Source organism: Rhizobium leguminosarum (genome assembly GCF_004123835.1).
GTDB lineage: Bacteria > Pseudomonadota > Alphaproteobacteria > Rhizobiales > Rhizobiaceae > Rhizobium > Rhizobium leguminosarum_M.
Genome location: NZ_MZMU01000018.1, coordinates 369,497 through 390,318, shown reverse-complemented (window position 1 = coordinate 390,318; position 20,822 = coordinate 369,497). Strand labels below are relative to the sequence as shown.

The following is a 20,822-nucleotide window of genomic DNA, read 5'->3' as shown; positions in this document are numbered from 1 at the left end:
GATGGCTGGATATCTGCTGAAGAACTGCGCTGCCGTGATCGTCGACGAGGGCAAAGGGCCGGTCGTCCATCGCAATGTCGATGTCCTGACCAACGGTCCGGCGATTGTGGCGATCGGTGAAAATCTGGGGGCGGACGCGCTGCCTGCCGGCACGACCGTTCAGGATGCTGCCGGCTGGTTCGTCTATCCGGGCCTCGTCAACACCCATCATCACTTCTTCCAGTGCTTCGTGCGCAACCGTGCCGATCTCGACTGGACGAAGCTCTCGGTGATCGAGTGGCTGGACCGCATCTACCCGATCTTCTCGCAGCTCAACGAGGAGTGCTTTTACCACTCCGCCGTCACGGCGATGGCTGAGATGATCAAGCATGGCTGCACCACGGCCTTGGATCACCAATATAATTTCCCCCGGCACGCCGGAAAGCGGTTGATCGACCGCCAGTTCGAAGCCGCCGAACTGCTCGGCATGCGTTTCCATGCCGGCCGCGGCGGCAACACCCTGCCGAAGTCGGAAGGCTCGACCATTCCCGACGAAATGCTGGAAACGACCGACGAGTTCATCGCCGACTGCGCCCGGCTGATCGACACCTATCACGATACCAGCGCCTTCAGCATGCGCCAGGTGGTGGTGGCACCATGCCAGCCGGTCAATTGCTACCGCGAGACTTTCCTGGAATCGGTGGCGTTGGCGCGCGATCGCGGCGTCATGATGCATACCCATGTCGGCGAAGGCGAGAGCCCGGTCATTGAGGCGCGCCACGGCATGCGCACGGTCGACTATCTGGAAGAACTCGGCTTTGCCGGGCCTGATACCTTCTATGCCCATTGCTGGGAGCTCAACCACGACGAACTCGGGAAGATGGCCGCCAGCGGCACCGGTGTCGCGCATTGCCCGGAACCGGTCTATCTGGTCGGCGCTGAGGTCACCGACATTCCCGCCATGGCCGCCTTCGGCCTGCGTGTCGGCCTCGGCTGCGACGGCGCTGCCTCCAACGACAATTCCAACCTGATGCACTGTCTGCATTCCGCCTACATGCTGCAGTGCCTCGTCTCCTCCAGCCGCGCCCATCCCGTGCCGCCGCCGGTCGATTTCCTCGGCTACGGCACGTCAGGGGGGGCCAGCCTGCTCGGCCGGCATGATATCGGCCGGTTGGCGCCCGGCATGGCCGCTGACCTGTTTGCGATCGACACCCGCCGCATGGATTATGTCGGCACGCGCCACGATCCGCTGAGCCTGATTGCCCGCGTCGGCATCGGCATGGCGACCGATATGACGATGATCAATGGCCGCATCGTCTGGCAGAAGGGCGAATTTCCCGGGCTCGACGAGGCCAAGCTGGCTGCCGATGCCGAGGCCGCACTATCCACCGTGGAATTTTAAAAAACCAAAAGAGGGAACTGAGACCATGACCAAACTGACCCGCAGAAATCTGATGACGGCCGCTGCCGCCACTGGCCTTGCCGGCGCGCTCGGCAGCCGGCTTGCTTTTGCCGCCGACGAGCCCCTCGGCATTACGCTGGTAATCCCCTCGCCCGTCGGCGACGTTGGCTGGGGGCATGCGCTTGCCGCCGGCCTTGAGCCGATCAAGGCCGCTTACGGCGACAAGGTGAAGGTCACTGTGCTCGAGAATATCGCGGAAGGCCCGGACGCCGACCGCATCATGAACAAGACGGTCGCCGACGGAAACAAGTTCCTGGTCGCCGGCTCTTTCGGCTATCAGAACGGCGCCTTGCAGATCGCCCGCCGCGATCCAAGCGTCACGGTCCTGCACGCCTCCGGCTTCCAGGTCGCGCCGAACTTCTCGCCCTTTGCCGCCAAGTATTTCCAGGGTACCTATCTGCTCGGCATGGCTGCGGCAGCACTTTCCAAGACCGGCAAGCTCGGCTCTGTCTCCGCCTTTGCCATCCCCGAGCTCATTACCTCGATCAACGCCTTTACGCTCGGCGCCCAGGCCGTCAAACCCGATATCGAGGTCTCGGTGGTCTGGGTGAACTCATGGTTCGATCCGGCCAAGGAGCAGGAAGCCGCCAAGGCCCTGATCGCGCAGAAGTGCGACGTGATCTTCTCCAACGCCCAGGACACGCCGTCCGTCATCTCTGCCTGTGAGGAAGCCGGCGTCTACGCCTTCAACCTCAATTCCTCGATGAAGAAATATGCGCCCAAAACCTATCTCGGCTGCATCGCGACGGACTGGTCGCCGTTCTTCAAGGCTTCGGTCGATGCCCATCTCGCCGGCACATTCAAGGGCGCCAATGCGTTCCTCGGCGTTGCCGACAAGGTCGTCGAAGTGGTCGACTGGAATCCTGATATTCCGGCGGACGTGATGACCAAGATCAAGGAGATCGAGGCAAAGATTGCCGATGGCAGCTTCTCGCCCTTCACCGGGCCGATCACCAAGGCCGACGGCAGCGAAGCTGTCGCATCGGGTGCGACCATGGCCGACCCCGAGATCATCGCCATGAATTGGCACGTCAAGGGCGTGTCCACGCCGCTGCCGAAATAAGTCATGACCACCTCGCTTCTGTCGCTGCGCGGCATTTCGAAGAGCTACGGCCAGATCCATGCCAATCAGGCCATCGATCTGGACGTGGCGTCGCAATCGATTCATGCGATCCTCGGCGAAAACGGGGCGGGAAAATCGACGCTGATGAAGCTGATCTACGGCGTCGAGCAACCGGACGACGGGGACGTCGTCTGGGAAGGAAAACCTTTGCGCCTCGCCTCCCCCGCCGAGGCGAGGCGCAACGGCATCGGCATGGTCTTCCAGCATTTCTCGCTGTTCGAGACTCTGACCGTCCTGGAGAATATTCGGCTGGTCGTGCCGGGCCGCAAGGCTGAGCTCAAGGAACGCATTCGGACGCTTGGACGGGAATTCGGCCTCGAAGTCGACCCGCTTGCCCATGTGCATGCGCTGTCCGTCGGCGAGCGGCAACGGGTGGAGATCATCCGAAGCCTGATGACCAATCCGAAGCTGCTGATCCTCGACGAGCCCACCTCCGTCCTGCCGCCGCAACTGGTGGAGAAGCTCTTCGATACGCTGCGCCGGCTGCGCGAGGGCGGCGTTTCCATTCTGTTGATCTCCCACAAGCTGGAGGAAATCCGGGCGATCTGCGATCGGGCAACGATCCTGCGCGGCGGACGGGTGACCGGGGATGTCGACCCGCGTGAACATGATGCCCATAACCTTGCCCGCATGATGATCGGCCGCGAGATGCCCGCACCCATTTCGGCACTGCCGCTGTCTGGCGGGGAAAAGCGGCTGGAGATCATCGGTTTGGACTATCAGCCCGACGATCCCTTTGCTGTGCCGCTCTCCGGCATCAGCCTTGCGGTGCGTGCCGGCGAAATCCTCGGGATCGCCGGTATTTCGGGCAACGGCCAAAGCGAGCTTGCCGCGTTGATGTCAGGTGAGACGGTGCTGGGGCGCGATCAACGCGACCGGATCTACATGATGGGGATGGATGTCGGCAGGCTCGATGCTGCCGCTCGACGGACGCTCGGATTTGCCTTCGTTCCGGAAGACCGGCTAGGACGCGGCGCCGTACCCGAAATGTCGCTTGCCCTCAACAGCCTGCTGACCGCTCATCCGCTCAAACTTTTGCGCCACGGTCTCGTCGACAGGGCGCGGGCGTTGGCGTTCACCAAGGATTGCATCCGTCAGTATGATGTGCGCACGCCCGGCCCGGATGCGGAAGCCGGCACCCTGTCCGGCGGCAATCTGCAGAAGTTCATTGTCGGCCGTGAAATCATGCTGTCTCCCAAATTACTTTTCCTGGCGCAGCCGACCTGGGGCGTCGATATCGGCGCTGCATCCGCCATCCGCAGCCGTCTGGTCGCGTTGCGCAATCAGGGCATGGCGATCCTCGTCATTTCCGAGGAGCTGGAAGAACTGTTCGAGCTCTGCGATTCCATCCAGGTGCTGCATCACGGCCGGCTCAGCCCGCCGCTCGCAACGCGGGACACGAAGCCCGAGGAGATCGGCCGATACATGATCGGGGCACCAGCCTCGCCTGAGAAAGTCCAGTAATGCGCGCTTGGTCCCTTGCTTTCGTTCCCACCTTGGTCCGCCGGGAGCGCGCCTCGCTTGCCGCGGCCCTGTGCGCGCCTGTCATAGCGCTGGGGGGAGCGATCGCACTTAATCTCGGCCTCTACGTTTTGATGGGCCGCGACCCTGTCGCGGTTGTCTATGCGATGCTTTTCGAGCCTTTCCTCTCCTGGGCGTCATTTTCGGAAGTGCTTTTGAAGGCAGGTCCGCTCCTTCTCATCGCCCAAGGACTGGCGATCGGCTTTCGCGCCAAGGTCTTCAACATCGGCGCCGAAGGCCAGTTCATTCTTGGCGCGATCTTCGCCTCTGCCATTCCGGTCTGGTTTCCCCAGGCAACAGGCCAATGGATCTGGCCGACGATGCTGCTGCTCGGCGCAATCGGTGGCGCTCTCTGGGCTTCTCTCACCGCTTTCTGGCGCGTGCGCCTCAACGCCAACGAGATCCTCGTTTCGCTGATGCTGAGCCTCGTTGCGGCGCAGCTGCTGAACTATCTGCTGCTCGGCCCCTGGAAGGATCCGAATGGCTTCAACTTCCCCCAGTCGGTGATGTTTCAGTATGATGCGATGGTGCCGACCCTGATCGCCGGTACCCGCGTCAATGTCTCATTCCTCATCGCGCTCGCTTTGTCGGTTGCGGCCTGGGTCTTCATGCAGAGGAGCTTCATCGGTTACAAGCTGCAGGTCGGCGGTCTGGCGCCGCGGGCTGCCGGCTATGCCGGCTTCAAGGAAGGTTGGGCGATCTGGCTTTCGCTGCTGATCGGCGGTTTTGCAGCCGGTCTTGCCGGTGCCGCCGAAGTCGCCGGCCCGCTCGGCCAGCTGCAGCGTTCGGTCGCGAGCGGCTATGGCTATGCAGCCATCATCGTCGCCTATCTCGGCGGTCTGCATCCGATCGGCATCGTGATCTCGGCGCTGGTCATGGCGGTCATCTATATCGGTGGCGACAATGCCATGGTCTCTGCCAACCTGCCGATCGCCGCCGTCCGCGTCTTCCAGGGCAGTCTGCTGCTCGCTTACCTGATCGCCGTCGCTTTCGTGCGCTATCGCCTTGAATGGCGCCGCGCCGCCCATCGGAGCCCATCATGAACGCCATCGAGTTCATTCTTGCCGGCATGCTCGCGGCTGCGACACCGTTTCTTCTGGCAGCCCTCGGCGAACTGGTGGCCGAGCGCGCCGGCGTCCTCAACCTCGGCGTCGAGGGATTGATGGCCTTCGGTGCCGTGCTCGCCTTCATTATCGTCTACCAGGGCGGCGGACATCTCCTGGGCTTCGTCGTCGCCGGACTCGGCAGCGCTGTCCTTTCCCTGCTCTTCGCCTTCGTCACGCTCGGATTCCGGGCAAACCAGGTGGCAGCGGGCCTTGCCATCGGCATTCTCGGTCAGGGCCTTTCCGCACTTTTCGGCAAGAGCTATGAAAGCCTCACGGTCAGAGGACTTCCGAAGCTTGCCCTTCCCGGGCTTTCGGACCTGCCGGTTGTCGGCAGCCTTTTCGTCCAGGACATCGTCGTGTGGATTTCACTCGCCGCGACCCTCGCTCTGTGGGTCATATTTGCCTACACCAAGCTTGGTCTTATCGTCCGCGCCGTCGGCGAGAACCCGAAGGCCGCTCACGCCATCGGCTATTCGGTGATATTGGTCCGTATCCTCGCCATCGCCTTCGGCGGCGTGATGGCCGGCTTCGCAGGCGCCTATGCGTCGGTGGTCTATACGCCACTCTGGGCCGACGGGATGATCGCCGGGCGCGGCTGGATCGCCATCGCCCTCGTCGTCTTCGGCACCTGGCTCACCGGCCGTATCTTCCTCGGCGCCTGCCTCTTCGGCGCGGTCTCGCTGATGGGGCTTGCAGCCCAGGCAACTGGGCTGGACGTTCCCTCGCAACTGCTCTCGAGCCTGCCATATCTCGTCACGATCATCGTGCTCGGCATCATCTCCGCTGACCGCCGCGTGCTCAAACTGAACGGCGTCGCTTCGCTCGGCGAACCATTCGAGCGATAGTCTCGGCTTTGCGGTGCCAGCGCGGCGACCGAGCCGCGCGCGTGCGCTGCACAAATAGTTGCTCTCGCGACTGCGACCACAGCAGCAATCGCACAAAAGGTCGGCACAAAGTAAGCATGCCCAAATTATAGGCAGTTATAGATTCTCGCATTTCTCCTTTTGCTTCATGCCGTTACCACCTCCTCTCGAAATTGGCACGCTGCTTGCAGGTCCTGAGAAGCATCGGTCAATGGCGACCGGCGCAGATAGGCGCGGCATAAGCGCCTACAATAGACACCGACGTCGCAAGGTCTTTGCTCCGGGATTCTCCCATCCCCTGGACGCAATTTCCGGCGGCGTTTTTTTGTGTCCAAATTCAGCCAGCAGAGGGAACCTGCGCATGACAAAGAATTTGCAGACTGGGATTTCGACAACCGGCATTACCCGCCGCAGCATGCTCAAGACGACCGCAGCGGCTGCCCTCATCGGCGCCGTCAAGGCTGCCTTTCCGTCCGGCGCCTTCGCAGCCGGAGCAGGCCCTGAGGTGAAAGGTGCCAAGCTCGGCTTTATCGCTCTCACCGATTCCGCACCGTTGATCATCGCCAAGGAAAAGGGCTTTTTCGACAAGCATGGCCTTCCGGAAACGGATGTGGCCAAACAGGCATCCTGGGGTGCGACCCGCGATAATCTCGTGCTGGGCGGTGCAGCAAACGGCATCGACGGTGCCCATATCCTCTCGCCGCTCCCCTATCTCATGCATACCGGCAAGGTGACGCAGAACAATAAGCCGGTGCCGATGGCTATCCTCGCCCGGCTCAACCTCGACAGCCAGGGTATTTCCGTCGCCAAGGAATATGCCGACACCGGCGTGCAGCTGGATTCCTCCAAGCTGAAGGCGGCATTCGAGAAAAAGAAGGCGGAGGGCAAGGAGATCAAGGCCGCCATGACCTTCCCGGGCGGCACCCATGACCTCTGGATCCGCTACTGGCTCGCCGCCGGCGGCATCGATCCGAACAAGGACGTTTCGACCATCGTCGTGCCGCCGCCGCAGATGGTTGCCAACATGAAGGTCGGCAACATGGACGTCTTCTGTGTGGGCGAACCGTGGAACGAGCAACTCGTCAACCAGGGCATCGGCTTTACCGCCGCCACCACCGGCGAGCTCTGGAAGGGTCATCCTGAAAAGGCGCTCGGACTGCGCGCCGAGTGGATCGAACAGAATCCCAATGCTGCCAAGGCCCTGCTGATGGCCGTCATGGAGGCACAGCAGTGGTGCGAAAGCATGGACAACAAGGCGGAGATGGCTGACATTCTCGGCAAGCGCCAATGGTTCAACGTTCCGACGAAGGACGTGCTCGGCCGCCTCAAGGGCGATATCAATTATGGCAATGGCCGCGAGGCCAAAGCCACCGACCTCTATATGAAGTTCTGGAAAGACGGCGCCTCCTACCCGTTCAAGAGCCACGATACCTGGTTCATGACGGAAAATATCCGCTGGGGAAATCTGCCTGCGAGTACCGACATCAAGGCACTGGTCAACCAGGTGAACCGCGAAGATATCTGGCGCGAGGCCGCCAAGGATCTCGGCGTCGCGGCGGCCGATATTCCCGCATCGTCTTCTCGCGGCAAGGAGACTTTCTTCGACGGCAAGGTCTTCGACCCGGAAAATCCTTCCGCCTATCTCGACAGCCTTTCGATCAAGGCTGTCTCCTGACCGCTCCGGCGCGCGACGGGCGCGCCGGCCTTTCATTCACGTGAGGAGCACGTTGATGTCCGCCCTGGCAAATAAAGAAAATCCCTCCATGGCCGCCTCTGCCAAGCCGGCGGCAAAGGTTCTGGCATTTTCCGGCAAGCACGGATCGCGGATCGATTTTCGTCGAGCGGCACTGGCCGCACTTCGTAATGTCGTTCCGCCGGTCGTCGTGCTGGCACTCATCCTGCTCGTCTGGCAGGTGCTCTGTTCATCGGCGAATGCGTCTTTGCCCTCGCCGCATCGGGTCTGGCAGGATAGTTATGACCTGATCGCCTATCCGTTTTTCAACTACGGCTCCCAGGACATCGGGCTCGGCTGGCGCGTGCTCATTTCGCTGCAGCGCGTTCTCTATGGCTTTGGCCTTGCCGCGGTCACCGGCGTCATCATCGGTGCGATTATCGGCCAGTCGGTCTGGGCGATGCGTGGCCTCGATCCGATCTTCCAGGTGCTGCGTACGGTTCCGCCGCTCGCCTGGCTGCCGCTGTCGCTAGCAGCCTTCCAGGATTCCAATCCCTCGGCGATCTTCGTGATCTTCATCACTTCGATCTGGCCGGTGATCATCAACACCGCCGTCGGCGTGCGCAATATCCCGCAGGACTACCGCAATGTCGCCGAGGTGCTGCGCCTCAACCAGTTCGAGTTTTTCTGGAAGATCATGCTGCCTTCGGCAGCGCCTTACATCTTCACCGGCCTCAGGATCGGCGTCGGCCTCTCCTGGCTCGCCATCGTCGCGGCCGAAATGCTGACGGGCGGCGTCGGCATCGGCTTCTTCATCTGGGACGCATGGAACTCGTCGCGCCTTCCGGACATCATCGTCGCGCTCGCCTATATCGGCATCGTCGGCTTCGCCCTCGACAAGCTGGTGGCAGCACTCGGCAAACTTATCACCCGCGGCGCCATGGCCAACTGAGGAACGCACCTATGAACGCCTATCTGAAGCTTGATCATATCGACAAACATTTCGATCGGGGCGGCGTGCGCGCCGAGGTGCTGAAGGACATCAACCTGACGATTTCCGAGGGCGAATTCGTCTCGATCATCGGCCATTCCGGCTGTGGCAAGTCTACCCTGCTCAACCTCATTGCCGGCCTGACCCCGGTTTCGGCAGGCGCCGTGCTCCTTGAAAACCGCGAGGTCAATGGACCCGGTCCGGAGCGCGCCGTCGTCTTCCAGAACCACTCGCTGCTGCCCTGGCTGACGGTCTACGAGAACGTCAATCTCGCCGTCTCAAAACTCTTCAACCGAACGAAGACCAAGGCCGAGCGGCATGAGTGGGTCATGGCCAACCTCGACCTCGTGCAGATGGCGCATGCGAGAGATAAGCGGCCTTCGGAAATTTCAGGCGGCATGAAACAGCGCGTCGGCATCGCCCGCGCGCTTGCAATGGAGCCGAAGATCCTGCTGCTCGACGAACCCTTCGGCGCGCTCGATGCGCTGACCCGCGCCCATCTTCAGGATGCGGTGATGGAAATCCATGCGCGGCTTGGCAATACGATGGTGATGATCACCCATGATGTCGATGAGGCGGTGCTTCTGTCCGATCGCATCGTGATGATGACCAACGGCCCGGCAGCCCGCATCGGCGAAGTGCTCGATGTGACGATGCCCCGTCCCCGCAATCGCATCGAACTCGCCTCCGACCGGACATATCTCAAATGCCGTGAAGCCGTGCTGAAGTTTCTCTATGAACGCCACCGCTTCATCGAAGCGGCGGAGTAGGAACCGCCAAACAAAGGCCGACCGAAAAGTGGTTCGGCACTGACGTGACGCCGAGGTGAACGGCGATCCGTTAAACGGCAAGCCCGGCGAGAAACGTCGCCGGGCGAGCGCGGGCTGCCCCAGCGCTCTATCCAACCTCGCTCAAAAATTCTTCGGTGTCCATGAGTTCGAGCTGTACGGAGAACCGATCGTGCAGAAGCTCCAGTGACGCGTCATGCGTATCGTCGGCGCCGCTGCAAACGGCGTCCTTGAGCACGATGACACGATAGGCGAGATCGATCGCGCCGAGCGTCGTGGCAAGCACGCAGACATCCGTTTCACCGCCTGATATGACAAGCGTATCGACCCGCTCCGACTGAAGGATCGGATGCAGGCGGCCGTCGATCCAGGGGGAATAGGTGCGTTTGTCGAAGTGCCTTGCCGGCGGAACCAGCGATGCCAGCGATGAAGCGAGATCGACGAAGCCGCGCGGAAGATGTTCGCCCGTCATCATCCACCATTTCCGGTAATAATCCCGCCATTTCCCAGGCATGTCGTCCGCACGTTCGGGTGGCAGGAAGCGGGTAAAGATCGTTCGCGACGGATGTCGCCCGGCCAGCTCTTCGATCTGGGGAGAGATCCGTACCATCCAGGGAACGTGCCATGGCGTGTCTTCGGCAAACATCCGCTGCATGTCGACGCAAAGGTGCCGCCACTCGCCCACCTCGCCCATCACATCCTCCACTCGGTCTTTGGGCGTCAACCGCCGCGTGAGGCGAAAGTTCCTAGAACAGGATGATTTTAGGCCGGGTCGGCCTAAAATCTGAATCCTGTTCTACATTATATAGTTAGAGCATGATGTCGTCCGAAAACCGCTCACACTTTTCGGCATCATGCTCTAGAGGAAGATCAAAAGCCCTCTCAGGCAACGGCGCCTGAAGAGGTCGAGAGTAAACCGGCGGCGCCCTCAGCTTTCCGGAAACTGTCAAGGTCGCGAAGAGGAACGGGTTTGGAGAAGAAGTAGCCTTGGAGGTCGGTGCAGCCAAGAGCGGCCAGAAAGTCGCGCTGGTATTCGGTTTCGACCCCTTCCGCCGTCGTCGAGATACCGAGGTTGCGGCTGAGCGCGACGATGGCGCCAATGATTGCCGCCCCGTTGGCTTTTGTGCCGAGCTGTGAGACGAACGAACGATCGATCTTGATGCGGTCGATATCGAAGCGCACCAGATGGCTGAGGCATGAAAAGCCGGTTCCGAAATCATCGAGCGAAACCTGAACACCCCGGCTGCGCAGCGACTTCAGCACCGTATAAACGTCCGTGTTGTCCTCGATGAGCGAGGACTCGGTGAGCTCGAGCTCGAGCCGGGACGGCTGCAGGCCGCTCTCCTCAAGCACGGCGAAGACTTCCTCGGCAAAATTCGGTCTCCTCAACTGGGCGGGAGACACGTTGACCGCAACAAAAGTGTCTTCCGGCCATTTGCAGGCGGCTCTGCAGGCTTCGCGCAAGACCCAGAAACCGAGAGCGTCGATGAGGCCGCCCTCCTCGGCGACAGGGATGAAGCTGGCAGGCGTCAATAGTCCGCGCTGACTGTGACGCCAACGCACGAGAGCCTCCGCGCCCGACGCCGAGTATTCGCCGCCCTCGGCGCGATGTACCGTTTGGTAATAGACCTCGAGCGATCCGAAATCCGGCCTGTTCGCAATCGGATCGGATTGCGAACCGTCAGCGGATGAGGCCGTGCCTTTGGCCAGAACTTCCCGCAATTCGTTCTTGAGAATGTCGCGCGCATTCCTGCCGCCGTCCATGGACGGTGAATAGAGACGCCACTGGCCTCTGCCGCCCATCTTTGCCTCGTACAGCGCGACGTCGGCGTAGCGCATGATGTCATCGGCATTCCGGCCGGCGTCCGGCACGACGGTCACGCCGATCGAGCCGCCGACGCGCGCGACCGCTTCGCCCCTCAAAAGCGGGAAGGGCTTGCCAAGTTCGGCAACGATCGCTTCGCATATTGCCGGCAAAACGCAGTCATGATCTTTGATGTCCCGGAGAAGCAGGGCAAATTCGTCCCCTCCGAGCCGGGCAAGTGTATCGCCCGGACGGAGCAGGGAGCGGATCCGCTCCGCAGCCATCCTGATGAGTTCATCGCCGGCGGCGTGGCCGAACGTGTCGTTCACCGCTTTGAAGCGGTCGAGGTCGAGAAGCGCGACTGCCGAGCGTTCGGTCGAATTCTGCGTCTCGGCCAGGCACTCGTCGAACCTCATCGCGAACAAGGCGCGGTTGGGAAGATCGGTCAGCACATCATGCAAGGCAAGCTGTCTTGCATGCAGCTCGCTTCTCTTCAACTCGCCGAGACTGCTTCGCAGGCGCACCAGCAAGACCGAGAACAGGATCGCGATCACCAAGGCAGCAATTGAAAGCGCCGGCATCAATCGGCCGATCACCCTCGAACCTGGAAGATCGGGCCGCCATACGATGAAGCCGATCGGTTCGCCGTTTGCCGTGGCGTCAATCTGGAACGCAACCTCATTTTCGTCTGCATCGGCCGTTCGCGCGAAGCGCGCGCCATTGAGGCCCTGTTCCCGGCTCAATTCGTCCAGCGCCGCACCATCGATAAAGCGCACGACGATCAGGAATTGCCGCATCGGCTGCTGCTGCCTCTCAGTGGCCTCGTTGATGGCGACGACGCCGACGATGGTCGGCCGACCTTCGAGCCGCATCAGATTGGCCAGCGCCCGGTTGGAGCGGGCGGCACTCGCAAGGCGGCTTTCCATCGAGGACGGCGTTCGTTCGTTGGAAACCGTGCCGTGTCTCACCCCAAGCCGGGCATCCTGAAGGAGAGGCAAGAAGAGAGGCTTCATCCAGCGATAACGCTTTTCCGTTTGAGCATCCGCCAGCATGAGCAGTTGCGCCTTCTCGTCGACGACAAAGGCCTGATCGTAGCCGAAGGCGGACATTGCAGTCTGGCTGATCGCACTCCCGGCCGCCGCCGTCAGAACGGCATCGAGGCTGGAGGACCCTCCGGTCGACCGGGCGGCAGGATAAACACGTGTGAGGTAGCCGTTGCCGAACTGGCCGATAACATGGGCGACTTGATCGACCTGTTCCCGCAAGCGGGCATTCACAAGCTGGCGCTGTCGATCAAGGGCGGCAGCATCGCTTTCGGTTCCTGCCCAGAGCGCCGAGAGTACGACAAGCCCGATTGCTCCAAGCCCGCTGACGGCGATGAGAAACAGAATTCTTCCCGAAGCGATCCAGGATTTCTGAAACGTGTTGGAGCTGGAAGGAGGAACGATGTGCAAGCCTAGACCCCTGAACACCACGACACGGGCGCATTCGTCAACGCTAACAAAGAAGCGTTCACGTAGAATTAAAAGCTGCAGCCCACTATGGCGCGAGATCGACTATGGCCTAAGGAGCCCCCGACGATGTTGCGCATATCCATTCAGACTATATTGCGCGGAGCGCTGATGACGGGCGGTATCTTTCTGGCGGCGACCGCGCCGCTCGAGGTGGCTGCGCAAGATCGCACACCGATGAGAATTGCCGTCGAAGGCGCATTTCCACCCTTCAACTATCTCGATGCGAATAACAAGCTTCAGGGCTTCGACATCGATATTGCCAATGCGCTGTGCGAGGTCGGCAAGTTCGAATGCCAATTCATCATCGAGAAGTGGGACGACATAATTCCCAATCTCGTTGCCGAAAAATACGATGCGATCATCTCATCCATGTCCATGAGCCTTGAGCGGCGTCAAAAGGTTGCCTTCACTGAAAAATACTACAACAGCCCGTCGGTGTTCATCGTACGGAAAGATTCGTCGATCAACGACATCAGCCCCGCGGCCCTCAGCGACAAAAAACTTGGGGTGACATCGTCGACAGCACAGGAATCCTTTGCCAACCATCTTTATCCGGAGATGAAAAAGACCGTTTTTCGGTCTTCGCCCGAATTGTACAAGGGTCTGGCGGATGGGAACGTCGACATTATCCTCGAGGATAAACTCGCCATCTACGACTGGATTGCCAACACCAAAGCAGGAAGCTGCTGCGAGTTCAAAGGGCCGGATCTGGTCGACATCACATACTTCGGTGAGGGCGCCGGCATCGCGCTGCGGCTGGATGACAAGGAGCGTCTGACGCGCCTGAACGAAGCCCTGAAGAGCATCAAGGCGGACGGGACCTACGACATGATCAACGCAAAATATTTCCCGTTCAGCATCCAGTAGTTCGCCGGCCAATTTTCGAGAATGGGGGATGGCCGGGTTTTCGCCCGGCCATTCTATCAAGTCCTGTCTTACGCAATCCCGGACGCAAAACCGCTGCGCACTTTTGCTGGAATTGCTCTAGGTCGCATCCCTATGCGGCTTTCGCCACCTCTCCGTGCGGATCGAGGACATATTTCGTCGCCGCTCCCTGGTCGAAGCTCTCATATCCATTGGCGGCATCGTCGAGCGGGATGACCTTGGCGTTGACGATATCGGCAATTGGCAGCCGGTCGTGGAGGATCGCCTGCATGAGCTGGCGATTGTATTTAATCACCGGAGTCTGGCCGGTGTGGAAGGACTGTGCCTTGGCCCATCCGAGGCCGAAACGAAGCGAAAGATTGCCGTGTTTGGCGGCGTTGTCGACGGCGCCCGGATCTTCGGTGACGTAGAGGCCGGGAATACCGATCGAACCTGCGGCACGGGTAATCTCCATCATCTGATTGAGCACGATCGCCGGCTGTTCTCCGCCCGAGTGGCCGCGTGCCTCGAAGCCGACCGCATCGATGGCGCTGTCCACCTCGTTGCTGCCGACGACCTGCGCGATCATATCGCCAAGACGGTCGCTCTTCGACAGGTCGATCGGTTCGAAACCGACCTTTGCCGCATGCGCCAGACGGTCCTTGTTGAAATCGCCGATCATCACGACCGCAGCGCCGAGAATGCGAGCCGAAGCCGCAGCCGCAAGGCCGACCGGGCCGGCACCGGCGACATAGACGGTCGAGCCGACCCCAACGCCTGCACGCACCGCGCCATGGAAGCCGGTGGGCAAAATGTCGGAGAGCATGGTGAGATCGCGGATCTTCGCCATTGCCCTATCCCGATCGGGGATTTTCAGCAGGTTGAAATCTGCGTAGGGAATGGTGACGTAGCGCGCCTGTCCGCCAATCCAGCCGCCCATGTCGACATAACCGTAAGCACCGCCGGCACGGGCCGGGTTTACCGTCAGGCAGACACCGGTATCCTGAGACTTGCAGCAGCGGCAACGGCCGCAGGCGACATTGAAAGGCACCGAGACAATATCGCCGATTTCGAGCATCTCGACGTCGATGCCTTTCTCGATGATCTCGCCAGTGATTTCATGACCGAGGATCAGACCCGGCATCGCCGTCGTGCGGCCGCGGACCATATGTTGATCGGAGCCGCAGATATTGGTCGATATCACCTTCAGGATGACGCCGTGTTCGATGCGGCGGCCGTCGGGCGCTTCCAGCTTCGGATCGTCGATGTCGCGCACTTCGACCTTGCCAGGACGGAGATAGACGACGCCTCTATTTTTGCTCATGGATTCCTCCCACGTGTTTGAAATGCCTCGATCCGCAACCAATGCAGCCGACGGCAAGCTTTCCTCCGGCCTGCCTCCTCTGCAGTCCGGCATGTCAATACCGCCGCATCCGGCGATACTCGAATTCTGCAAATAGGCGGGGACGGATTGAATGGAAGGGAGGAGCGAACGCTGAAGCTTTAGCCTGTCGTGTTCGTGATCGCCTGCCGCAATCTGTCGATCTGCTGCACAAAGAGCTGGTTTCCGGGCTCCAGAACCTCCTTTCGGTCGATCTAGGTGTCTTTCCGAATTATCATCCGGCGATGTCCTTGAGGATCTCGGTTCCTCTGCCGCTCACACCTTCAGCAAACCACGCCGTGCGCAAAACAGCGCTCATGAAAACGACAGGGCGCAACTCAAAGACGACAGTCGGGAAAGACAGGACAATCTGCCTGCGCCGCGATGACGCTGTTTAGGAACGCTGCCGCTGCCCGCGCTTGAAGTCCATAACCGTGTGCCAGAACACGGCGCCGAGAATGATCGTGCCGCCGAAAAAGGTGGCGACGGGCGGCTGCTCGGAAAACAACAGCCAGACCCAGAAGGGCGTGAGCACGATTTCCATCGTGCCGATCAGCGCCGCCTCGGCCGGAGGCATCCGCTTCGCCCCGGCAAGGAAGAGCACGAGCGCCAGGGAGAAATTGGTCGCACCGAAGGCGGCGAGAACGATCCAGTTGTGCAGGTCGAGCGAGCCGACCGAACCGAACGGGGCAAAGATAGCAAGCGTCAGGAAGGCGCTGACGACGGTTGGCGGCAGGCTCGGCACGCCGGGATTGATGCGCGGAATGATGATGACGAGCGCGAAGGACGCGGTCATGCCGAGCGCCAGCAGATCGCCGAGACCGGTCCCGCCACCGATCGACGAGGCGACGATGACCGCAACGCCGAAGAGCGAGATGCCGCCGGCAATCAGCGTCCGCCTGGAGACCCTCTCCCTGAGGATGACCCAGCCGAGCAACGCTGCGATGAAAGGCGCGGTCGCATAGATCATCGTCACATTGGCGACGGTGGTCATGTATAGCGCCCCGATGAAGCATACCTGACTGAAGGTCTGGCATGCGATCATCGCAAGACCGGACGGATGGAAGACGGATCGCCATTGCTGCCGTGAGATGCCCCCTTCGAGGAAAAGGCAGGGGATCAGCAGAAACAGGCCGCCGAACAACGACCGCCAGGCGATCGCCGTCCATACGTCAGTCGTCAGGAGCCGCGAATAGACGCCGCTCGCGCTCCAGGCAAGTGTCGCGGCAACGATGAGAAGCGCACCCTTCTCATGCTCGCTGCTCGCGAGGCGTCTGGCCGGATTTTCAATTGTCACGCAGATATTCTCAAAGAAGGAAGTCGAACGCCGTTCTTTTCTGCGCCAAGAATTGACATCAGACAAACGAATAGTAGAGATAGCTGTCATCGATTTTTTCTATGGATAACCCATGCACGAACCGATTGAGAGCGACCTGCTCAGAACCTTCCTGGTCGTTACCGAGACCTCCAATTTCTCCGCGGCTGCCCAGCGCATCGGGCGGACGCAATCGGCTGTCAGCACCCAGATCAAGCGACTCGAACAGACGATCGGCGAAACCCTGTTCGAGCGGGGCGCCCGAGGCGTGCTGCTGACGCGCCAGGGTATACAGCTCGTACCCTATGCCCGAAGGATCATCGATCTGTTGAGCGAGGCCGCCGCGACGATCCGCAGCAAGCCGCTGGATGGGCCGGTGCGCATCGGAATTCCCGAGGAATACAGCCAGACGGTGCTGCCGGCGGCCCTTGCGGCTTTCGCCGTACGCCACCCGGCCGTCGAGGTCACCGTGTCCTGCGACTATACGGTCCGCAACCTCGCCGCCCTCGAGCGGGACGAACTCGATCTGGCCGTCGTTTTCGACTGGAGCGATCAAACGAAAGGCGAGGTTCTCTGCATCGATCCGACCGTCTGGGTCACATCGATGGTGCACCGGCTGCACGACATCAATCCCCTGCCGATTGCGACCTATCGCAACTCCACCTGGTCGCGCGATTATGCGCTCCGGTCGCTGGAGCAGATCGGCCGCAACTATCGGATCGCATTCATCGCCGATACCGGCTCGGGGCTGAAGAATGCCGTGACCGCAGGCCTTGCCGTCACCACGCTGTGCCGCAGCAACATTCCGCCCGGCTGCCGGGAACTGACTGCCGAAGACGGCTTCCCACCAGTCGATTCCTCGAAAGTCGTGCTCCGGCGCAACCCCTACCGATCCAGTGAGGCAGTTCGCGAACTCGCCGATATGTTACGAGACGCCTTCCAGCCTACGTCGGTGTGATGCGGCGGCGAAGACGGCGCCGGGTCTCCGACGGGCTCTCGGAAAAACTCGCCCGGTAGCTTCTCGCAAAGGCCGAGGCCGAGTTGAAGCCGGTCGCCGCCGCGATGTCGGTAAAGGAGGCCGTCGTCTCGATCACCTTGCGGCGCGCGGCGTTCAGGCGCAGCGCGAGATAGTGCACATGCGGCGCCGCGCCGATGCTCTGCCGGAAGAGATCCTGCAGATGCCTTGCGCTGATGCCCACCCTGCGGGCGAGCCGCGCCAGGACCAGAGGTTGCTCGATATGCTCCTCCATCAGCCGCACCGCCTGCGTCACGCGGGGATCGTGCATGCCCAGCCCGGCTGAGGCGGCGGAAAGCTGCTCATCCGCATGGAAGGACGGCTGCTCGTAACGGAACAACCGGCTGACCTCCAACGCCAGCGAATAACCCTGCCGCTGCCTGATCACCTCAAGCATCAGGTCCACTGTGGGTAGCGAACCTGATGTCGTCAACCGTTTGCCGTCGATGACGAAACGATCCTTGACGGCCCGCACCTCGGGATAGGCCAGCGCAAAATCCTCGTAGTCCTCCCAGTGAACGGTCGCCGGCAACCCGTCGAGCAGGCTTGCTTCCGCCAGCAGCCATGTGCCGGATTCGATGCCGGCAATCACCGTGCGATAGCGGGCGGCATGGGAGAGCTGCATCTTCAGCGCCGGCGTCGCACTTCGGCGCCAGTTGTAGCTGGCAAGGACGAACAGCGGCGTATCCTCGGTCGTCGCCTTGAAAGCGCCTTGGGCGGGCACGGCAATATTGCTGGTGGTCGGGACCGGTGCTCCGTCCGGCGTCAGCAGCCGCCAGCGATAGAGCTCGCTGCCGGAAATGCGGTTGGCGCCGCGCAACGGCTCGATGACCGAAGCAATGAGGATCAAGTTCGCGTCCGGCAGGACGAGAAGGTCGATATCGAGCCGTTCCGTCGATCGCTGTAGCAAGATCACCTCCGTTAAGTTCCGATAATGTATCGATTGCTTCCGAAATTGCAACGCATTGCCATCCATCCTGTCGCGTAATGCGGATAAGACGAGGGAGAACAAAAACATGCCTCTTGCGATGAACCGCGATGTTTTCATCACCTGCGCCGTCACCGGCGCCGGCGATACGGTTTCCAGATCCAGCCACGTGCCGATCACTCCCAAGCAGATCGCCGATTCCGCCATCGACGCGGCAAAGGCTGGTGCGGCGGTCGTTCACTGCCACGTCCGCGATCCGGAAACGGGTGCCGCCAGCCGCCGCAACGACCTCTACAGGGAAGTCACCGACCGCATCCGCTCGGCCGATGTCGATGTCGTCCTCAATCTCACCGCCGGCATGGGCGGGGACCTGATCTTCGGGGATGTCGAAAGCCCCCTTCCCCTCAATTCTAAGGGCACGGATATGGCGGGCGCCACCGAGCGCGTCAGCCATGTCGCCGAGTGCCTGCCTGAGATCTGCACGCTCGACTGCGGCACGATGAACTTCAACCTCGGCGACTATGTCATGACCAACACGCCGGCCATGCTGCGGGCGATGGCGAAGAAGATGACGGATCTCGGCGTCCGCCCCGAGATCGAGGCCTTCGACACCGGCCACCTCTGGTTTGCCAAGCAACTTGCCGAGGAAGGCCTGATCGAAGACCCGGTGCTGATCCAGCTCTGCATGGGCATTCCGTGGGGCGCGCCCGACGATCTCAACACCCTCATGGCGATGGTCAACAACGTGCCTGAGAGCTGGACCTTTTCGGCCTTTTCGATCGGCCGCAACGCCATGGCCTATCCGGCGGCAGCCGTTCTGGCCGGCGGCAACGTGCGCGTCGGCCTGGAGGACAACCTCTTCGTCGGCAAGGGCCAGCTCGCCACCAATGCTCAGCTCGTCGAAAAGGCCGTGCAGGTGGTCGAGGGCATGGGCGCCAGGATCATCGGCCCGGAAGACGTTCGCAAGAAACTCAAACTGACGAAGCGCTGAGGACGGCATGACAGGGATCAACAAGGCGGCGTGTATCGGCGGCGGCGTCATCGGCGGCGGATGGATCGCGCGTTTTCTGCTGGCCGGCGTCGACGTGAACGTGTTCGATCCGCATCCGGAAGCAAGCCGCATCGTCGGCGAAGTGCTCGCAAACGCCGAAAAAGCCTATGCCATGCTGACCGGCGCACCCCTGCCGCCGCGCGGCAGGCTGACCTTCTGCACGACGCTCGCGGAAGCCGTCGCCGGCGCCGACTGGATTCAGGAAAGCGTGCCGGAAAGGCTCGACCTCAAGCGCGGCGTCCTGACTGAGATCGATGCCGTGGCGCGCCCGGACGCCCTGATCGGCTCTTCCACGTCGGGCCTGCTGCCGACCGATCTGCAGCGCGACATGAAGCATCCCGAACGCCTCTTCGTCGCGCATCCCTATAATCCCGTCTATCTCTTGCCGCTCGTCGAAATCGTCGGCGGCGAGAAGACCTCGGCGGCGACCATCCGGGCGGCGATGGAAAGGCTGGCGCCGATCGGCATGAAGGGCGTCCACATCGCCAAGGAGATCGAGGCCTTCGTCGGCGACCGGCTGCTCGAAGCGCTCTGGCGCGAGGCCTTGTGGCTGATCCACGACGATATCTGCACCGTCGGGACGCTTGATGACGTCATCCGCTACTCCTTCGGCCTGCGCTGGGCGCAGATGGGCCTGTTTCAGACCTACCGCATTGCCGGCGGCGAGGCCGGCATGCGCCACTTCCTCGCCCAGTTCGGCCCCTGCCTCGCCTGGCCCTGGACCAAGCTCACCGACGTCGTCGATCTCGACGATGCGCTGATCGAAAAGATCGGCCGGCAATCCGATGAACAGGCGGCTGGCCTGTCGATCCGCGAGCTCGAACGCATCCGCGACGAAAACCTTGTCGGCATCCTCCAGGCCCTCAAGGGCGGCGATGGCGGCAAGGGCTGGGGCGCCGGCAAGCTGCTGAAGGACTTCGAGCAATCGCTCTGGGCGCAAGGTGGCAGGGCGACCGCATCTTTCGATCCGTCGAAGCCGCTCAAGCTCGTCGAGACGAAGGTTGGCCCCGCCTGGGTCGACTATAACGGCCATATGACCGAACACCGCTACCTGCAGGTTTTCGGCGATACATCAGACGCATTGCTGCGCCTCATCGGCGTCGATCTCGCCTATGTCGAGGCGGGGCAAAGCTACTACACGGTGGAAACTCACATCCGCCATCTCGGCGAGGCGAAGCTCGGCCAGGCGATCCATTCGACCTGCCAAATCCTCTCCGTCGACGAGAAGCGGCTGCATGTCTTCCACACCCTGTACGACACGGTGACGGGCGAGGCTCTCGCAACCGCCGAGCACATGTTGCTGCATGTCGACAGCAAGGCCGGCAAGGCCACACCGGCGCCGGCTGGCATCATCGACAAGGTCAAGGCGATTGCGGAAGCCCATGCGAATTTGGCCGCGCCTGACGGTGTCGGCCGTCACGTCGGCGAGAGGCGGTAGGAGGATC

Annotated in this window: 17 protein-coding genes; 12 read left to right on the top strand and 5 right to left on the bottom strand. The window is 61.5% G+C overall.

The window, feature by feature from the left end; translation table 11 throughout:
* The first annotated feature begins 1 nt into the window (after position 1).
* The 8 genes from B5P46_RS26590 (at position 2) to B5P46_RS26555 (ending at position 9,487) form a co-directional block, all read left to right on the top strand.
* The gene (locus B5P46_RS26590; RefSeq protein WP_129421338.1) at positions 2–1,381 is read left to right on the top strand and encodes an amidohydrolase; all 1,380 of its coding nucleotides are present in this window, start codon (positions 2–4) and stop codon (positions 1,379–1,381) included.
* 25 nt (positions 1,382–1,406) lie between these two features.
* Positions 1,407–2,504 carry a BMP family ABC transporter substrate-binding protein gene (locus B5P46_RS26585; protein ID WP_129421337.1) on the top strand — a complete coding sequence of 366 codons (1,098 nt, stop codon included), beginning with the start codon at positions 1,407–1,409 and terminating at the stop codon, positions 2,502–2,504.
* Between the two features lie 3 nt (positions 2,505–2,507).
* Positions 2,508–4,028 (top strand): ABC transporter ATP-binding protein, encoded by a 1,521-nt coding sequence (locus tag B5P46_RS26580; RefSeq protein ID WP_129421336.1) that lies wholly within the window; start codon positions 2,508–2,510, stop codon positions 4,026–4,028.
* A complete protein-coding gene (locus B5P46_RS26575) occupies positions 4,028–5,128 on the top strand; it encodes an ABC transporter permease (protein ID WP_129421335.1) in 1,101 nt (366 codons plus the stop codon). Before B5P46_RS26580 ends, B5P46_RS26575 begins: the two co-directional genes overlap by 1 nt.
* On the top strand, positions 5,125–6,036 hold the full coding sequence (locus tag B5P46_RS26570) for an ABC transporter permease (protein ID WP_129421334.1): 912 nt from the start codon (positions 5,125–5,127) through the stop codon (positions 6,034–6,036). The genes B5P46_RS26575 and B5P46_RS26570 overlap by 4 nt, the downstream gene beginning before the upstream one ends.
* A 379-nt stretch (positions 6,037–6,415) precedes the next feature.
* The gene (locus B5P46_RS26565; protein WP_129421333.1) at positions 6,416–7,729 is read left to right on the top strand and encodes a CmpA/NrtA family ABC transporter substrate-binding protein; all 1,314 of its coding nucleotides are present in this window, start codon (positions 6,416–6,418) and stop codon (positions 7,727–7,729) included.
* Between the two features lie 55 nt (positions 7,730–7,784).
* Entirely contained in the window at positions 7,785–8,678 is an 894-nt protein-coding gene (gene ntrB, locus B5P46_RS26560; RefSeq protein ID WP_129421332.1) for a nitrate ABC transporter permease, read from the top strand.
* Between the two features lie 11 nt (positions 8,679–8,689).
* Positions 8,690–9,487 carry an ABC transporter ATP-binding protein gene (locus B5P46_RS26555; protein WP_129421331.1) on the top strand — a complete coding sequence of 266 codons (798 nt, stop codon included), beginning with the start codon at positions 8,690–8,692 and terminating at the stop codon, positions 9,485–9,487.
* 127 nt (positions 9,488–9,614) lie between these two features.
* On the opposite strand, the gene B5P46_RS26550 is transcribed toward B5P46_RS26555, so the two are convergent.
* Both B5P46_RS26550 and B5P46_RS26545 read right to left on the bottom strand, forming a co-directional pair.
* Positions 9,615–10,199, bottom strand: coding sequence for a cysteine hydrolase family protein (locus B5P46_RS26550; protein WP_129421330.1), 585 nt, complete (start codon positions 10,197–10,199; stop codon positions 9,615–9,617).
* Positions 10,200–10,387: 188 nt separating this feature from the next.
* Positions 10,388–12,784 (bottom strand): putative bifunctional diguanylate cyclase/phosphodiesterase, encoded by a 2,397-nt coding sequence (locus tag B5P46_RS26545; protein WP_129421329.1) that lies wholly within the window; start codon positions 12,782–12,784, stop codon positions 10,388–10,390.
* 105 nt (positions 12,785–12,889) lie between these two features.
* On the opposite strand from B5P46_RS26545, the gene B5P46_RS26540 reads away from it, so the two are divergent.
* On the top strand, positions 12,890–13,690 hold the full coding sequence (locus tag B5P46_RS26540; protein WP_129421328.1) for a transporter substrate-binding domain-containing protein: 801 nt from the start codon (positions 12,890–12,892) through the stop codon (positions 13,688–13,690).
* Between the two features lie 130 nt (positions 13,691–13,820).
* Here the strand turns inward: B5P46_RS26540 and fdhA are convergent, their stop codons facing one another.
* Both fdhA and B5P46_RS26530 read right to left on the bottom strand, forming a co-directional pair.
* On the bottom strand, positions 13,821–15,011 hold the full coding sequence (gene fdhA, locus B5P46_RS26535) for a formaldehyde dehydrogenase, glutathione-independent (protein ID WP_129421327.1): 1,191 nt from the start codon (positions 15,009–15,011) through the stop codon (positions 13,821–13,823).
* Positions 15,012–15,462: 451 nt separating this feature from the next.
* On the bottom strand, positions 15,463–16,365 hold the full coding sequence (locus B5P46_RS26530; protein ID WP_129421326.1) for a DMT family transporter: 903 nt from the start codon (positions 16,363–16,365) through the stop codon (positions 15,463–15,465).
* 112 nt (positions 16,366–16,477) lie between these two features.
* Here B5P46_RS26530 and B5P46_RS26525 point away from each other — a divergent pair, with 112 nt between their 5' ends.
* Complete coding sequence (locus B5P46_RS26525; RefSeq protein WP_129421325.1) at positions 16,478–17,341, top strand: LysR substrate-binding domain-containing protein; 864 nt, start codon at positions 16,478–16,480, stop codon at positions 17,339–17,341.
* On the opposite strand, the gene B5P46_RS26520 is transcribed toward B5P46_RS26525, so the two are convergent.
* The gene (locus B5P46_RS26520) at positions 17,328–18,374 is read right to left on the bottom strand and encodes a GlxA family transcriptional regulator (RefSeq protein ID WP_129421392.1); all 1,047 of its coding nucleotides are present in this window, start codon (positions 18,372–18,374) and stop codon (positions 17,328–17,330) included. The genes B5P46_RS26525 and B5P46_RS26520 overlap by 14 nt on opposite strands.
* Positions 18,375–18,414: 40 nt before the next feature.
* Here B5P46_RS26520 and B5P46_RS26515 point away from each other — a divergent pair, with 40 nt between their 5' ends.
* Both B5P46_RS26515 and B5P46_RS26510 read left to right on the top strand, forming a co-directional pair.
* On the top strand, positions 18,415–19,317 hold the full coding sequence (locus B5P46_RS26515; RefSeq protein ID WP_129421324.1) for a 3-keto-5-aminohexanoate cleavage protein: 903 nt from the start codon (positions 18,415–18,417) through the stop codon (positions 19,315–19,317).
* 7 nt (positions 19,318–19,324) lie between these two features.
* The gene (locus B5P46_RS26510) at positions 19,325–20,815 is read left to right on the top strand and encodes a carnitine 3-dehydrogenase (RefSeq protein WP_129421323.1); all 1,491 of its coding nucleotides are present in this window, start codon (positions 19,325–19,327) and stop codon (positions 20,813–20,815) included.
* The last annotated feature ends 7 nt before the right edge of the window (positions 20,816–20,822 follow it).

Excerpts from the sequence above, each read along its gene's own strand:
- fdhA (WP_129421327.1), bottom strand. The coding sequence starts at position 15,011 with ATGAGCAAAAATAGAGGCGTCGTCTATCTCCGTCCTGGCAAGGTCGAA.
- B5P46_RS26570 (WP_129421334.1), top strand. The coding sequence starts at position 5,125 with ATGAACGCCATCGAGTTCATTCTTGCCGGCATGCTCGCGGCTGCGACA.
- B5P46_RS26520 (WP_129421392.1), bottom strand. The coding sequence starts at position 18,374 with ATGGATGGCAATGCGTTGCAATTTCGGAAGCAATCGATACATTATCGG.
- ntrB (WP_129421332.1), top strand. The coding sequence starts at position 7,785 with ATGTCCGCCCTGGCAAATAAAGAAAATCCCTCCATGGCCGCCTCTGCC.
- B5P46_RS26580 (WP_129421336.1), top strand. The coding sequence starts at position 2,508 with ATGACCACCTCGCTTCTGTCGCTGCGCGGCATTTCGAAGAGCTACGGC.
- B5P46_RS26525 (WP_129421325.1), top strand. The coding sequence starts at position 16,478 with ATGCACGAACCGATTGAGAGCGACCTGCTCAGAACCTTCCTGGTCGTT.
- B5P46_RS26555 (WP_129421331.1), top strand. The coding sequence starts at position 8,690 with ATGAACGCCTATCTGAAGCTTGATCATATCGACAAACATTTCGATCGG.
- B5P46_RS26550 (WP_129421330.1), bottom strand. The coding sequence starts at position 10,199 with ATGGGCGAGGTGGGCGAGTGGCGGCACCTTTGCGTCGACATGCAGCGG.
- B5P46_RS26510 (WP_129421323.1), top strand. The coding sequence starts at position 19,325 with ATGACAGGGATCAACAAGGCGGCGTGTATCGGCGGCGGCGTCATCGGC.
- B5P46_RS26590 (WP_129421338.1), top strand. The coding sequence starts at position 2 with ATGGCTGGATATCTGCTGAAGAACTGCGCTGCCGTGATCGTCGACGAG.
- B5P46_RS26575 (WP_129421335.1), top strand. The coding sequence starts at position 4,028 with ATGCGCGCTTGGTCCCTTGCTTTCGTTCCCACCTTGGTCCGCCGGGAG.
- B5P46_RS26540 (WP_129421328.1), top strand. The coding sequence starts at position 12,890 with ATGTTGCGCATATCCATTCAGACTATATTGCGCGGAGCGCTGATGACG.
- B5P46_RS26515 (WP_129421324.1), top strand. The coding sequence starts at position 18,415 with ATGCCTCTTGCGATGAACCGCGATGTTTTCATCACCTGCGCCGTCACC.
- B5P46_RS26565 (WP_129421333.1), top strand. The coding sequence starts at position 6,416 with ATGACAAAGAATTTGCAGACTGGGATTTCGACAACCGGCATTACCCGC.
- B5P46_RS26585 (WP_129421337.1), top strand. The coding sequence starts at position 1,407 with ATGACCAAACTGACCCGCAGAAATCTGATGACGGCCGCTGCCGCCACT.